This is a genomic window from Pantoea sp. CFCC18179 (genome assembly GCF_059412405.1).
This window is the reverse complement of sequence record NZ_JBNBPM010000002.1, coordinates 401,765-415,277: the sequence shown is the minus strand read 5'-3', so window position 1 is coordinate 415,277 and position 13,513 is coordinate 401,765. Positions and strand designations below refer to the sequence as shown.

Annotated in this window: 13 protein-coding genes; 4 read left to right on the top strand and 9 right to left on the bottom strand. The window is 54.8% G+C overall.

Annotated elements, in window-relative coordinates:
• Window positions 1-36 precede the first annotated feature (36 nt).
• Together ACPUC7_RS06550 and trmB are read right to left on the bottom strand one after the other, a co-directional pair.
• Window positions 37-363, bottom strand: coding sequence for a YggL family protein (locus ACPUC7_RS06550; protein ID WP_494922231.1), 327 nt, complete (start codon window positions 361-363; stop codon window positions 37-39).
• Window positions 363-1,082 (bottom strand): tRNA (guanosine(46)-N7)-methyltransferase TrmB, encoded by a 720-nt coding sequence (trmB, locus tag ACPUC7_RS06545; RefSeq protein ID WP_494922230.1) that lies wholly within the window; start codon window positions 1,080-1,082, stop codon window positions 363-365. Before trmB ends, ACPUC7_RS06550 begins: the two co-directional genes overlap by 1 nt.
• A gap of 154 nt (window positions 1,083-1,236) precedes the next feature.
• Here trmB and mutY point away from each other — a divergent pair, with 154 nt between their 5' ends.
• The 3 genes from mutY to mltC are packed head-to-tail and all read left to right on the top strand — an operon-like array spanning window position 1,237 to window position 3,728.
• Window positions 1,237-2,322 carry an A/G-specific adenine glycosylase gene (gene mutY / locus ACPUC7_RS06540; RefSeq protein ID WP_494922229.1) on the top strand — a complete coding sequence of 362 codons (1,086 nt, stop codon included), beginning with the start codon at window positions 1,237-1,239 and terminating at the stop codon, window positions 2,320-2,322.
• Entirely contained in the window at window positions 2,322-2,594 is a 273-nt protein-coding gene (locus ACPUC7_RS06535) for an oxidative damage protection protein (RefSeq protein ID WP_494922228.1), read from the top strand. Before mutY ends, ACPUC7_RS06535 begins: the two co-directional genes overlap by 1 nt.
• 54 nt (window positions 2,595-2,648) lie before the next feature.
• Window positions 2,649-3,728 carry a membrane-bound lytic murein transglycosylase MltC gene (gene mltC, locus ACPUC7_RS06530; RefSeq protein ID WP_343550928.1) on the top strand — a complete coding sequence of 360 codons (1,080 nt, stop codon included), beginning with the start codon at window positions 2,649-2,651 and terminating at the stop codon, window positions 3,726-3,728.
• 77 nt (window positions 3,729-3,805) lie between these two features.
• Here the strand turns inward: mltC and ACPUC7_RS06525 are convergent, their stop codons facing one another.
• The 6 genes from ACPUC7_RS06525 to ACPUC7_RS06500 form a co-directional block, all read right to left on the bottom strand.
• Complete coding sequence (locus ACPUC7_RS06525) at window positions 3,806-5,953, bottom strand: ornithine decarboxylase (protein WP_494922227.1); 2,148 nt, start codon at window positions 5,951-5,953, stop codon at window positions 3,806-3,808.
• Window positions 5,954-6,375: 422 nt separating this feature from the next.
• Entirely contained in the window at window positions 6,376-7,155 is a 780-nt protein-coding gene (locus tag ACPUC7_RS06520; RefSeq protein ID WP_494922226.1) for a heme ABC transporter ATP-binding protein, read from the bottom strand.
• Window positions 7,148-8,149 carry a FecCD family ABC transporter permease gene (locus tag ACPUC7_RS06515; protein ID WP_494922225.1) on the bottom strand — a complete coding sequence of 334 codons (1,002 nt, stop codon included), beginning with the start codon at window positions 8,147-8,149 and terminating at the stop codon, window positions 7,148-7,150. Before ACPUC7_RS06515 ends, ACPUC7_RS06520 begins: the two co-directional genes overlap by 8 nt.
• Window positions 8,142-8,963, bottom strand: a complete 822-nt coding sequence (locus tag ACPUC7_RS06510; protein ID WP_494922224.1) for a heme/hemin ABC transporter substrate-binding protein — start codon at window positions 8,961-8,963, stop codon at window positions 8,142-8,144. The genes ACPUC7_RS06515 and ACPUC7_RS06510 overlap by 8 nt, the downstream gene beginning before the upstream one ends.
• Window positions 8,960-9,973, bottom strand: a complete 1,014-nt coding sequence (locus tag ACPUC7_RS06505; protein WP_494922223.1) for a hemin-degrading factor — start codon at window positions 9,971-9,973, stop codon at window positions 8,960-8,962. The genes ACPUC7_RS06510 and ACPUC7_RS06505 overlap by 4 nt, the downstream gene beginning before the upstream one ends.
• A 49-nt stretch (window positions 9,974-10,022) precedes the next feature.
• On the bottom strand, window positions 10,023-12,344 hold the full coding sequence (locus tag ACPUC7_RS06500; RefSeq protein ID WP_494922222.1) for a TonB-dependent receptor domain-containing protein: 2,322 nt from the start codon (window positions 12,342-12,344) through the stop codon (window positions 10,023-10,025).
• A 220-nt stretch (window positions 12,345-12,564) separates the two neighbouring features.
• On the opposite strand from ACPUC7_RS06500, the gene ACPUC7_RS06495 reads away from it, so the two are divergent.
• The gene (locus tag ACPUC7_RS06495; protein ID WP_494922221.1) at window positions 12,565-12,852 is read left to right on the top strand and encodes an Rdx family protein; all 288 of its coding nucleotides are present in this window, start codon (window positions 12,565-12,567) and stop codon (window positions 12,850-12,852) included.
• A gap of 92 nt (window positions 12,853-12,944) precedes the next feature.
• Here ACPUC7_RS06495 and ACPUC7_RS06490 read toward each other — a convergent pair whose 3' ends face one another.
• Complete coding sequence (locus ACPUC7_RS06490; protein WP_494922220.1) at window positions 12,945-13,484, bottom strand: PadR family transcriptional regulator; 540 nt, start codon at window positions 13,482-13,484, stop codon at window positions 12,945-12,947.
• Window positions 13,485-13,513 lie beyond the last annotated feature (29 nt).

The window sequence follows — 13,513 nt, the reverse complement described above, 5'->3', positions numbered from 1 at the left end:
CCATTATTGGCCACCAGCGCACATTAGCCGTTTAACTTAGTCCCACCAAACGTCGAAGAGTTCAGTTACCTGGATGTCCGACAACTTATGCTGCTCCAGCCACTTACGCACCAGCTCACGGTGTTCGTCGGTGCATTTGCCGGTTTCTTGCAAGCACACCAAACCTTCCCACACCAGATAGCCGCTGCCATCGTAGGCCAGGCCGTTCGGGGTGATCACTTCATTAATGAACTGATCAACAGTCGCATCAATCTGCTCTTCGCTGGTGCCTTCGGCAAAACGCCAGGCAACCGAGAAACCTAATTCCTGAAACTCATCAATATGCAGCTTTTTACGCAAACGACGGCTACGTTGTACGGCCATTATTTCACCCTCTCAAACATCAGATCCCATACGCCATGGCCTAATCGCTGCCCGCGCTGCTCAAACTTCGTTAACGGACGCGTTTCTGGACGCGGCACGTAATCGTTACTTTCCGACTGATTTTTGTATCCGTCGATGCTGCTCATCACTTCGAGCATATGCTGCGCGTATGCTTCCCAATCGGTCGCCATATGGAACACGCCGCCCAGCTTCAACTTGCGCATCACCAACTCAGCAAACGGCACCTGCACGATGCGGCGCTTATTATGGCGCGCTTTGTGCCACGGGTCCGGGAAGAACAACTGCACCATGCGCAGCGAGTTATCCGGAATCATCTTCTGTAGCACTTCAACCGCGTCGTGACACATCACGCGCAGGTTCTCAACATTGGCCTCTTTCGCCGACGCCAGACAAGCCCCGACGCCCGGCGCATGCACTTCCAGGCCGAGGAAATTCTGATGTGGATTATTTTGCGCCATGGTCACCAGCGAAGCGCCCATACCGAAACCGATCTCCAGCACCACTGGCGCATCACGGCCAAACAGCGTCACCAGATCCAACGGTTCCTGCTGGAACTCAACGCCCATCTCCGGCCACAAATTATCGAGCGCGAGCTGCTGTCCTTTCGTTAAGCGCCCCTGACGGCGCACAAAACTGCGGATACGGCGTAATGGCCGCCCGTTCTCATCAAATTCTGGGGTGATGACGTCATTGATCATGTTGAAGCCTGCTGGTTAGCCTGTTCTGGGAAACGGGCATTATGCAAAGTTAGAAAGCAGAAGCAAGCCTTTGCAATGTTCCGGTTTACACCCAGAGGTCTCTGTGCTGGAATTCCTGCCTGATTGTAGAGTAAACACGGAAAATTTCCTTCTTATGATGCAAGCGTCGACGTTCGCGCAACAAGTGCTGGATTGGTATCAACGCTTCGGCCGCAAAACCCTGCCGTGGCAGCAGGAGAAAACGCCGTACAAGGTATGGCTTTCTGAAGTGATGCTGCAACAAACGCAAGTTGCCACCGTCATTCCCTATTTTGAACGCTTTATGGCGCGCTTCCCGACAGTGGCAGATTTGGCGGCGGCCCCGCTGGATGAAGTGCTGCATCTGTGGACCGGCCTCGGTTATTACGCGCGCGCGCGCAATCTGCATAAAGCGGCAAAACAGGTGGTTGAGCAGCACGGCGGCGAGTTTCCGCGTAACTTTGATGATGTCGCGGCGCTGCCGGGCATTGGTCGTTCGACGGCTGGCGCGGTGTTGTCGTTGTCGCTTGGCCTGCACTTCCCGATTCTGGATGGCAACGTTAAACGCGTGCTGGCGCGCTGCTACGCGGTGGGCGGTTGGCCGGGTAAAAAGGACGTCGAAAAGCGCTTATGGCAGATCAGCGAAGAAGTTACGCCAGTCGCAGGCGTCAGCCAGTTTAATCAGGCGATGATGGACCTCGGCGCGTTAGTGTGTACTCGCTCGCGTCCAAAATGTGAAATCTGTCCGCTCAGCAGCGGTTGCGAGGCGTACGCCAATAATAGCTGGGCGCAATATCCCGGCAAGAAACCGAAACAGACATTGCCGGAGCGCAGCGGCTGGATGCTGATGATACAGGAAGGCGATGACGTGTGGCTGGAACAGCGTCCTCCCGTGGGATTGTGGGGCGGCTTGTTCTGCTTCCCGCAGTTTACCAGTGAGCAAGCGCTAACTGACTGGCTACACCAACGTGGCATTCACGCCAAACCGCAGCAGCTCACCGCATTTCGCCATACTTTCAGCCATTTCCACTTAGACATTGTGCCTATGTGGCTCGCATGGCCTTCTGCCGGGTCGCTGATGGATGAAGCGGGCGGTCTCTGGTATAACTTAGCGCAACCCCCGTCTGTGGGTTTGGCAGCGCCCGTTGAGCGCTTATTGCACGAATTGCGCCATCCCCAGCAGCTTATGCGTCGAACAGACGTGACCGAAGAGGAAGAGTAATGAGCCGCACCATTTTTTGTACCTATCTGCAACGCGACGCTGAAGGCCAGGACTTCCAGCTCTATCCTGGCGATCTGGGCAAGCGCATTTTCAATGAGATTTCCAAAGAAGCTTGGCAGCAGTGGATGTCCAAGCAAACCATGCTAATCAATGAAAAGAAATTGAGCATGATGAACCCGGAAGATCGCAAAGTGCTGGAGAAGGAGATGGTGAATTTCCTGTTCGAAGGCAAAGATGTGCATATTGAAGGTTACACCCCGCCAGAAAAATAACCGTTCAGGGCTTCCCTTTGAGGCCCTCTTTTTCGATTCAGGCACGCATTAACAATGAATAAAAAACTGATAGCGCTGTTGGTGATTGCACCACTTTTGGTCTCCTGCTCCGGACAAAAAAAATCGCAGTATCATGAAGAGTGGGTCAAGGACACCAACGGTTTCGATATTTTGATGGGCCAGTTCGCCCACAACATTGAAAACATTTGGGGTATCAATGAAGTTCTGATCGCCGGTCCAAAAGACTACGTTAAATACAGCGATGGCTATTACACCCGCAGTCACATCAACTTCGACAGCGGTAGCATCACTATCGAGACCATTTCCGGCACCGATCCGATGGCCAGCCTGCGCCAGGCGATCATCACCACGCTGTTAATCGGCGAAGATCCCGGCAATGTCGATCTCTACTCCGACGCCAACGATATTCAAATCAGTAAAGAGCCGCTGCTGTACGGCCAGGTGCTGGATAACACCGGACAACCGATTCGCTGGCAGGGCCGCGCCGGTAACTTTGCTGATTATCTGATTCAAAACAAACTGCAAAAACGCACGTCTGGCTTGCACGTCATCTGGTCGGTAACCATTCCGATGGTGCCAAACCACCTCGACAAACGTGCACACAAATATCTGCCGATGGTGCGTAAAGCTGCCGAGCAATATGGTGTGGATGCGTCATTGATTCTGGCGATTATGCAGATTGAATCGAGCTTCAACCCGTATGCGGTGAGCCATGCCGATGCATTGGGCTTGATGCAGGTGGTGCAGCACACTGCTGGTGTCGATGTGTTCCGCATGCAGGGCAAAGGCGGCAAACCGAGTCGTAGCTATCTGCTTGATCCTGAGAATAATATTGATGCAGGCACCGCGTATCTGTCGATTCTGCAAAGAAGTTATCTGGGCGGAATTCAGGATCCGACTTCACGGCGTTATGCGGTGATTACCGCGTATAACGGCGGTGCGGGCAGCGTGCTGCGCGTGTTCTCCAGCGATAAAGATCGCGCATTCTCGTCGATTAATGGCATGTCGCCAGCTGAGGTGTATCAGACGCTGACCACCAACCATCCGTCGGCAGAGTCGCGTCGTTATCTGTATAAAGTGAGCCAGGCGCAGCGCAGTTATCGCCGGTATTGATTAACGGTCGCCATAAATGGCGACCCTACGTCGTAGAGTGGGCATTTTTGCCCACCTTTTTGATAGCAACACCCATCTCAGACCATCATATTCGCCACTAACCGCAGCCGCCCGCTGTCATCTTCCTCGGTGTAAACCCCTTGCAGCTCTGGTGAGAAGCCCGGCAACAAATTAATCCCCTCTTCCAGTGCGAGGAAATATTGCTGCACCGCGCCGCCCCACTCTTCACCGGGTACTACGCACAGCACGCCCGGTGGATAAGGCAATGCACCTTCTGCGGCAATTCGTCCCGCGGCATCGGCAATCGGCACCAACTCCACTTCACCGCGAATATACGCCTGATGCGCATCCTGCGGATTCACCTGCACCGGTGGGAAACACTCTGCGCGGAACATCGCTTTCTGCAAATCTTTCACGTCATAGCTGACATACAGATCGTGCATCTCCTGGCACAAGCGACGCAGCGTATAACCTTTATAACGTTCGATATTCTTGCGATACACGCTCGGCAGCACTTCCGCCAGTAGCGCATCTTCACGCACATGCTGCTCAAACTGCTCCAGCATCGCCACCAAATGCGCCATTTTCTCCGGCGTTTCCGCTGGCGTCAGCAGGAACAGAATTGAGTTCAGGTCGCACTTCTCTGGCACGATGCCGTTCTCGCGCAGGTAGTTCGCCAGGATGGTGGCGGGAATACCGAAGCGGGTGTATTTGCCACTTGAAGCATCAATGCCCGGCGTGGTCAGCAACAATTTGCACGGATCAATCAGATACTGATCCTGAGCATACCCTGCAAAACCGTGCCATTTCGCGCCGGGTTCGAGGCTAAAGTAAGCCGGATCGGCAGCGATGGCTTCCGTTTCCGCCGCTTGCCACAGTTTGCCGTGCACCTTTTCCGGCAGGAATGGTTGGATCATCTCGCAACGTTCCAGAATCGCTTTGCGCGCATCAATGCCGATGGTGACGCATTCGTGCCACATGCTGCGTCCCGCTTCGCCTTTGTGCATACGCGCGTTGATATCCAGCGCGGCAAACAGCGGATAGAACGGGCTGGTTGAGGCGTGCAGCATAAACGCATTGTTCAGACGCTTGTGCGGACAGAAGCGCTTTTGCCCACGCAGGTGATTGTCTTTCTTGTGAATTTGCGACGTCTGCGAGAAGCCAGCCAACTGTTTGTGCACCGATTGGGTGACAAAAATGCCCGGATCGTTTTCGTTCAACTTCAGCGTCAGCGGCGAGCAACCGGCCATCAGTGGAATAAACTGCTCGTAACCGACCCACGCCGAATCAAACAGAATGTAGTCGCACAGATGACCAATGCGATCGACCACCTGACGCGCGTTGTACACCGTGCCATCGTAGGTGCCGAGTTGGATAATCGCCAGGCGGAACAGACGCTGATCGTGAGCGCGATGCGGCGCCACTTTCGCAACCTGCTCACGCAAATAAGCATCATCAAAACAGTGCGCATCAATGCCGCCGATAAAGCCAAACGGATTACGCGCCGCCTCGAGATAGACCGGCGTGGCACCGGCCTGTATCAGCGCGCCATGATGGTTGGATTTATGGTTGTTGCGGTCAAACAGCACCAGATCGCCGCGCGTCAGCAGCGCGTTAGTCACCACTTTATTGGCGCTGGAGGTGCCGTTCAGCACGAAATAGGTTTTGTCGGCATTAAACACTTTAGCCGCATGCTTTTGTGCATCTTTGGCTGAACCTTCATGGATCAGCAGATCGCCAAGTTTAACGTCGGCATTGCACATGTCAGAGCGGAAGATGTTTTCGCCGTAGAACTCATAGAATTGACGTCCCGCCGGATGCTTACGGAAGAATGCGCCGCCCTGATGCCCCGGACACGCGAAGGTGCTGTTCTGCATATCGACGTAACGCGTCAAGGTGTCGAAGAACGGTGGCAATAAATCCGATTCATATGCCTGCGCTGCTTCTTCCAGCGCTTCCCACTCTTGCGGTGCGCCATTGATTTCGCCGGTCACGCCCGGCAATTTCAGCACCTCTTCGTCGAACGCATTGGCGACGAAGATCGGCAAATTGAAGCCGTTTTGCCGCAATAGCGTTAGCACGCCGCTGCGCGTATCCGCCAGCGAGACGACAACCGCCGCCACATCAGTAAAATCGGTATTATCCAGCGTCACCACGTCGCGCGCGGTGTTGAGGCTCAGACTTGGGGCTACCGCTACGCTAGCAGCGATTTTCAATGGGTTCATAACACAAATCCCTGAGAGTAAGGATGAGTGGGTGCCGATGGCACAGCAATGAGGAGATTTCCTCGGCGAATACGTCAGGCGGTGGCAATCCGTAGGGCGCAATAATGTCATCTTTTTTTCGCAGGAACAACCCGCGACATAAGAATTAAAAATCACTCAATGAAATACGCAACTAATTGATAATTAATATAATTGAAATATTTAATCGCTTGGATATTTGTCTTTAATGCGGTTTTATGCAGATTATTACAAATTCCCCTCACCCCAGCCCTCTCCCACAAGTGGGAGCGGGAGAAGATCAAGCGATGTGTCAGATTGGTGTTTTACAGTGCCATTGTTTAAGCAGAATGACACGCTTGATCGGTTTGGAGAGCGTTCCTACACACCTGTTTTGGTCACCATAAATGGCGACCGCCTGCAACTCACGCACGCAGCTGAATCTGCGGCCTGCCCTTTTCTCCCTGCATCACCACATCCAATTCCGCCTGATACCAACGCGTCAACGTGCTTTCGGTCATCACATCCTGCGGTGCGCCCTGCGCCACTAATTTGCCTTGATGCAACAACAACACGCGATCTGACCACAACGAGGCCAGATTGAGATCGTGCAACACGGCACACACACTAAAGCGCCCGTTCCGCGTTAGCCGATGCAGCAAACGTAAACTGTGCTGCTGCCAGAACAGATCCAGCGCCGACGTCGGTTCATCGAGAAACAGCCAGCCGCGTGGGCCATCGTCGTGCCACAACTGCGCCAGCACGCGCGCCAGTTGCACGCGTTGCTGCTCGCCGCCAGAGAGCGATCGATAATCGCGCTGCGCCAGTTCCAGGCTGCCGGTGATGTGCATTACTTCTTCGATTACCGTTTTGGATTGCGCGGTGGGCCACGGCGCGCGACCCATCGCCACCACGTCTTGTGCCGGCAGCGGGAACGTGACGCTATTTTGCTGGCGCATCACTGCACGACGTTGCGCCAGCGGTTCACGCGGCCAGGCGTTGAGCGGACGCTCGCCAAGCCAGCATTCACCGGCTTGTGGCGTGAGAAAGCCGGTCAGCAAACGTAACAACGTGGATTTCCCGGCACCGTTTGGCCCGATTAAGCTGATCATTTCGCCGGGCGGCAAAGTGATCGAGACATCATCGATTAACGCGCGCGAACCGTGACTGAAGCACAAGCCGCGCGCCTGCATGCAATCACTCATTTATCCCCCTTTGTTGGCGCAGAATCAGCCAGAGAAACCACGGGCCGCCCAGTAAACTGGTGAGCAATCCCACCGGCATTTCCGCCGGGATCACCACGGTGCGCGCCAGCGTATCGGCCAGCAACAGCAATATCGCGCCTGCCAGCGCCGAACCCGGCAGCATCCAGCGGTGATCGCTGCCGAGGCAGAAACGCATCAGATGCGGCACCACTAAACCGACAAAACCAATAATGCCGCTCACTGAAACCGCGGTGCCGACCAGCAAGGCGCTCAGTACCAACAACTGCCGCTGCGTGCGTTTGACGTCGATGCCCATGTAATGCGCATCTTCCTCACCCAGTTGCAGCAAATTGAGACGCCGCGCGCGCAGTTGAATGGCAATCAGCGCGGGCAGAATCAACAGTGCGCACACCAGCAAACTCGGCCATTGCGCCGTACTCAAGCTGCCCATGCCCCACAACGCCAGTTGGCGCAGTTGCTGATCGTTGCTGAGCCACGACAGCACGCCAACCGCCGCGCCGCACAAGGCATTGATGGCGATGCCGACCAGCAGCAAGCGCGACAAATTACCCAGCGCCAGGCGGCTAAAGCTGAAGATCAGCAGCGTCACCAGCAAACTCCCCAGGAAGGCGGCGAGAGTTGGCAGCCACAGCGCCAGCAACGGCGGTAAACCCAGCGGGATGACGATAGCAATCGCCACCGCCAAACCCGCGCCGCTGCTGATCCCCAGCAAACCGGGATCGGCCAGCGGATTGCGAAACAATCCCTGCATCACCGCGCCAGACACCGCCAGCGCCATGCCAAGCAGCACCGCCAGCAACACGCGCGGTAAACGGATATTGATCCAGATTTGCCACGCCATATCGCTCAATGGCGCGTTTAATAATGTTCGAACGGAAAGCGGCATCGCACCGAAGTTGGCGGCCATCAGCATACAAATCACCATGCTGATGGCCATTAACAGCAGCCAGCGCATCACAACGGAATTAGTCATGCTTGGCCGCTTCAGCTGCGTGACGCAATTTAACTATTGTCTTTGGCGTATCCAGACCAAAACTCAGCAGCGCCATCTCATCCACCACCAGCAACGCGCGATGTTGACCGGCTGGCGTCAATGCTAGACCGGGCAGCGCCCACACTTTATCTTCGCCACCCAAGGTTTTTAAGCCATCTTCGCCAACCACAATCAAATCTGGCGCCGCAGCTACCACGCCTTCTTGCGAAAGCTGCTGATAATGCGGCACCGCCGCCATCGCGTTGACCAAACCGGCGCTGCGGATCGCGCCATCTGCACCGGTTTGCGTGCCCGCCGCCTGCGTACGCATGCCGCCGTGCGCCATAATAAACAGCACTTTCACCGGCAGCGCTTGCTGCGGGATCTCGGCGCGCTGTTTATTCACTTTCTCAATCAGCGCCTTGGCTTCATCTTCACGATGCAGCGCTTTGCCGATGGTGGCGATTTTCTTCGGAATAGCGTCGAGGCTGTTTTCGCCGGTGACATCCACCACTTTCACGCCAGCTTGCTCAATTTGCTGCAACACCAGCGACGGTTTCGCCAGTTCGCTACTCAGCACCAAGGTGGGTTTCAGCGCCAGAATGCCTTCGGCGTTGAGTTGGCGCATATAACCGATATCCGGCAACTTGGTGGCCTGCGCCGGATGCAGGCTGGTGCTGTCGCGCGCCACCAGATCTTGCTGCGCATCCAGCGCATAGATGATTTGCGTGACGTCGCCGCCAATCGACACCACACGCTCCGCCGCCAAGGTTGGCAGCGCCAGCGCACTAATCAGTAGCAGAAGTTTTCTCATGCCAAAGCCTCCACCTGCTCACGCCAGCGCGCCTGTTCTGGCGTGCCTTCGCTGCGTTGACCGTATAGTTGCGCGATCTGCGTGCCGTCGGCGGCAAACAGTTCCAGGCTGGTGACAAAGCCGTCGCCGCTGGGTTTGCGCGTCACCCAGCTTTCGTGGATGTGATCGGCCATTAAATGCAGCGTGAAGGTCGGATTGAAGATGTTGATCCAGTTATCCATTGGCATCAGCTTCTCAATCGCGCCGGTGAAGATCTGCGTACAGCCGCGATTACCGATAAAGATCATGATTTCGTTGCCATCCTGCTGCGCCTGATCCAGCAACTGCGCCAGCGCAGCGTTACTGACCTGACGCGCCAGATCGTCAGGCACCGCGCGAAACGCTTGCGGGCGCGAAAGGTTATGGCGCTTCAACAGACCAAAGAATTGATGCACATCGGTGATAGCACGCCATTCCGCTTCGACTTTAGCGGCATCTACCGCGCTGCTATGTTCTGGCGCATTGAACGGCTGTGGATCTAATGCATCAACCTGTTCAACCACAAACGCCGCGATCAGCGCATCCCAGGCGGCGATGTCGGTATGTTCAGTAGTGTAGATTTTCAGTACCGCATCGGCGTGGCGATCAAAAATCTGAATGCTTTGACGTTCGCCGCGCGCCGTTTGCTCGCGCAGGAAAAACGCGCTGTGCCACTGATTGGGGAACAGGCGCTGATCAAGCGCGCGCGGGTTAAGAATCAATCCGGCATGTTCGCCAAGGTGCAGGTTTTCATATTTACCCACCTGCTCATGCACCGCGTATTCATTGCGGGTGATGCTTTTGGTTTCGCCAACTGCCGCTAACGCGGCCAGCAACGCCGGGAAATCCGGCTTCAGCGCCTGCGCATCCTGACCAATGCGCGCTTCACACAGCTGCGCTTCGCCAATGCCCATTAACGCCGCGAGATCGCGCGCGTACTTTTTTGGATGTTCGCCTTTCAGCGCCAGATAGTGATCGTAACGTGGGTTCATGCGCTTGCTCCATTGAAAATGCCCTGCGTCACCGCAGGGCGAAAAGGGGTTAGAAATCGACGTTGACACCTAACTGGAAGGTGCGGCCCGGCATCACTGCCAGGTTGATGTCGTTGCGTTCCTGCTCATTGGTACTGGTCAGCGTGCGGCTGCTGGTGTAGTCCCAATATTTGCGATCGGTGATGTTGTAGATGCCGCCGCTCAGCTTGACGTTTTTCGTCGCCTGCCAATATGCGGTGGCATCCACCATGCCATAGCCCGGAACGCGCATGTATTCACTGGTGGCATCGGTGATCGCCGTTCCGGTGTTGGTGTAGCTTTCGCGGTTGGTGGCGGTGGCCTGCTTACCTTTAACGAAGGTCGCCGTTAACGCCGCACCGTAGCCGCGCGCTTTGTCATCCCACGCTAAACCGACAATCGCTTTCAACGGCGCAACGCTGTCGAGATCGATGTATTTGTCGCCAGCATAGCTCGACTTGGATTTACCCTCGTTGTAGCCCAGCGCAAAGGTGCTGCTCAGGCCATCCACTTGCGAGAACCAAGTGCCGTAGTTCACTTTGGTCGAGATCTCAGCCCCATAAATGTAGGCCTTATCGCGGTTTTCAGCCTGATAGCTGGTGTAGATGTTGCTCGGCACATTGACGAACATCTCAGGATTGGCCGAACGGCGATAACGGGTGTAAGCAATGAAGTTTTTGTATTGGTTGTAGAACACCGAAGTGTTCACCGTCACGCCTTCGGTTGCCTGGCCTTTCAAACCCCACTCGAAGTTGTTGCTGGTTTCAGTTTTCAGATCGGTGTTGCCGATTAACGCGTACTGCGCGCTACCCGCATAGCTCGATCCCAGGTTCCATGAGCCGTACAGCTGGCTGGTCGTCGGGAACTGCACGCCGCGTTTGTATTGCAGATAGGTGGTCAACGCTGGCGTGAGATCGTACTGGAAGGTCAGCGACGGCAACACTTGGGTGTCGGAGTTGGTTTTGCCGTACAGCGCCGCCACTTGCTCCTCGGTCAGCACCGCGCTGCCGGTGGTGAGATCGCCGAGATTCTCTGGCTTAGTACTTTGATACATCACGCGCACGCCGGGAATGATGGCGAAGTTGTGGCTATCAAGATCGAAATTGATCTTATCTTGCACATAACCGGCAACGGCAAACATGCGGCTGTCGGATTGCGGTTGAGTGATGACGCTGTAAGTGCTCGGCGTCGGTGCCTGGCGGAACGGACGCTCGCTATTATCGAGACGCGCATTGAAACCGGCACTCAACTCATGACGGCCCAAGGTTTTGGTGCCACGCGTGTCGAAGCCGTAAGTATCAACATTGAAATCCGAGTAAACAAAACCGTACTGGCTGGCGCTGGTCGGCAAATAAGTATTGTCGTGCGCCTGCGTTTGCTGCCAGTAAATCCGCGTGGTCAGCGTATCAATCACGTCGTTGTAGGGCGTCCACTCATCGGCCAGGTTGATGCCCCAGCGCCGGGTGTCGCTCTGCTGCTGCGCTGTGCCCCAAACGGTATTGCCGCTGGTATCCCAGGTATCGTAATGACTGTGGTTAGTTTTGTGATAGTAATCAAAGGTGGCGCTCAGCTTGTGCTGATCGTTTGGCTGCCAAATGCCTGAGGTCATAAACGCATCCGAATGCCAGTTGGCCGGATAGGCATCTTTTACGCCGCTGTTGTTCTGCGTTTCCTGACCATCGCGACGGCTGTAAACAAACAGGCCGCGCAACTCATCATCCCCGGCGGCGGCAGTAATGCCGTTGTGCCAGCTACGATTTGAGGAGTCGTAATCGCTTTGGTAACCGAAGTAGGTGTTTTTTTCGCTGCTGAGGTAATCGTCGGCGGTTTTGTTGTGGAATGAGACGTTCCCACCAATCGAAGTATTGGGCTGATCAACCGCTGTCGCGCCCTTCTCAATATCAACGCTGCCGAACATGTAGGGATCGATGTAATCGCGGCCAATGCCGAAAGTGTTGTTACCGGTGCGACTAACGTAAGGACGTCCGGTGGCATCGGGGATCGGAATGCCGTCGATATCCATGCCGACGCGGTTACTTTCCAGACCACGAATGTTATAGCCAGTGTAACCTGCGCGGTCGAAACCGCTTTTCCCCGCCGATGATCCGCCGCTGGAACCGGTAGCGCTGATTAACGGCTCGTAACGCATGATTGAACCAAAATCGTTGGCACCGCGTTTTTGCAGTTCTTGTGCAGTAATGGTGGTTTTGTTGCCGGCCTGCTGTTTTGGCGCAGTGACGGTCAGCTCGGCTTCATCGCTGGCGGCAAAGCTACACGCGGCGTGAATCGCGGAAGATAAGATGGCAACTTTAAACAGACGTTGCTGAGTGAATCCCTGAAAGAGTAAAGACATGCGCGAAATACCTGGTTAATTGTTAGTATTCGCTCACTTGCTTGCTGCCGAAAATACGGGCTTTTGTTAAAAGACCGTAGAAAAATGTGGACTTATTTTATGTAATAAATGATTTCGACAGGAATGTAATGCAAGTGGTAATCATTATCAACTAGAAGTAAGCTAAGATGTATCTTGGACAGCACATTTTGTTAATTGATTGATAAGGAACCCAACAGCCATGTCACAAAAACCCGCGATTACCATCCATTACTGCACGCAATGTAACTGGCTGCTGCGCTCCGCCTGGATGGCGCAAGAACTGCTGCATACTTTTGCCGAGGATTTAAGTGCGGTCACGCTGAAGCCTGGCACCGGCGGCGTGTTCGAGATTCGTATTGATGATTTGGTGATTTGGGAACGTAAGCAGGAAGGCGGATTCCCCGATGCCGCGGCATTGAAGCAGCGCGTGCGCGATGTGTGTTGGCCAGACCGCGCGCTGGGGCATGTGGATAAGAAGAAGAGTTAACTATCACTGCGGCCAGCGAAACGGTCACCATAAATGGCGACCCTACGGGTGGAATTTGTAGGGTCGCCATTTATGGTGACCGATGGCAAACGCTAACTTTTGGCGATTTTCTCCGCCGCTTCGTGCAGCGCATTAATCACGATTTCCAGCGCCTGCTCGGAGATATCTTCCTGCGCCAAGCGGTGGTTCAGGGTGTGCTTAATCAGATGAATCGCTTGCTCAACCTGCGGAATGCTGCGGTTATTCACCAGAATCGCCAGTGAGGTTAAGCGCTCAATGATTGCGTCAACGTTGTCACGATTCTGCGCCAGCAAAGCTGCCCCGCTGCTGTTCAACGCATAGGCTTTGCGCGATGCCTGCGCATCGACCACGCGAATCGCATCCATCTCTTCAAGCAAGGTTAAATTGGGATAAATAATGCCGGGGCTGGGGGAATATTCGCCTTTGGAGAGTTCTTCAACCGATTTGATCAGCTCATAACCGTGCGCGGAGCTAATCGCCAGAAAGTGCAGCATTAACAGGCGGATATCGCTGGCATCCAACATCCGTTCGCGACGCTTTTTGCGTGCACCCGCACAGATAGCACGCTGTGCATGTTCGGAGTGAGATGGAAAATCCCGCAGCTGTTTCATTGCCTTCCTGAGCATCAATTTAGGGAGGT

What these genes read in the sequence shown, in the direction of transcription:
- ACPUC7_RS06550 (WP_494922231.1), bottom strand. Translation starts at nt 363, where the DNA reads ATGGCCGTACAACGTAGCCGTCGTTTGCGTAAAAAGCTGCATATTGAT.
- trmB (WP_494922230.1), bottom strand. Translation starts at nt 1,082, where the DNA reads ATGATCAATGACGTCATCACCCCAGAATTTGATGAGAACGGGCGGCCA.
- mutY (WP_494922229.1), top strand. Translation starts at nt 1,237, where the DNA reads ATGATGCAAGCGTCGACGTTCGCGCAACAAGTGCTGGATTGGTATCAA.
- ACPUC7_RS06535 (WP_494922228.1), top strand. Translation starts at nt 2,322, where the DNA reads ATGAGCCGCACCATTTTTTGTACCTATCTGCAACGCGACGCTGAAGGC.
- mltC (WP_343550928.1), top strand. Translation starts at nt 2,649, where the DNA reads ATGAATAAAAAACTGATAGCGCTGTTGGTGATTGCACCACTTTTGGTC.
- ACPUC7_RS06525 (WP_494922227.1), bottom strand. Translation starts at nt 5,953, where the DNA reads ATGAACCCATTGAAAATCGCTGCTAGCGTAGCGGTAGCCCCAAGTCTG.
- ACPUC7_RS06520 (WP_494922226.1), bottom strand. Translation starts at nt 7,155, where the DNA reads ATGAGTGATTGCATGCAGGCGCGCGGCTTGTGCTTCAGTCACGGTTCG.
- ACPUC7_RS06515 (WP_494922225.1), bottom strand. Translation starts at nt 8,149, where the DNA reads ATGACTAATTCCGTTGTGATGCGCTGGCTGCTGTTAATGGCCATCAGC.
- ACPUC7_RS06510 (WP_494922224.1), bottom strand. Translation starts at nt 8,963, where the DNA reads ATGAGAAAACTTCTGCTACTGATTAGTGCGCTGGCGCTGCCAACCTTG.
- ACPUC7_RS06505 (WP_494922223.1), bottom strand. Translation starts at nt 9,973, where the DNA reads ATGAACCCACGTTACGATCACTATCTGGCGCTGAAAGGCGAACATCCA.
- ACPUC7_RS06500 (WP_494922222.1), bottom strand. Translation starts at nt 12,344, where the DNA reads ATGTCTTTACTCTTTCAGGGATTCACTCAGCAACGTCTGTTTAAAGTT.
- ACPUC7_RS06495 (WP_494922221.1), top strand. Translation starts at nt 12,565, where the DNA reads ATGTCACAAAAACCCGCGATTACCATCCATTACTGCACGCAATGTAAC.
- ACPUC7_RS06490 (WP_494922220.1), bottom strand. Translation starts at nt 13,484, where the DNA reads ATGAAACAGCTGCGGGATTTTCCATCTCACTCCGAACATGCACAGCGT.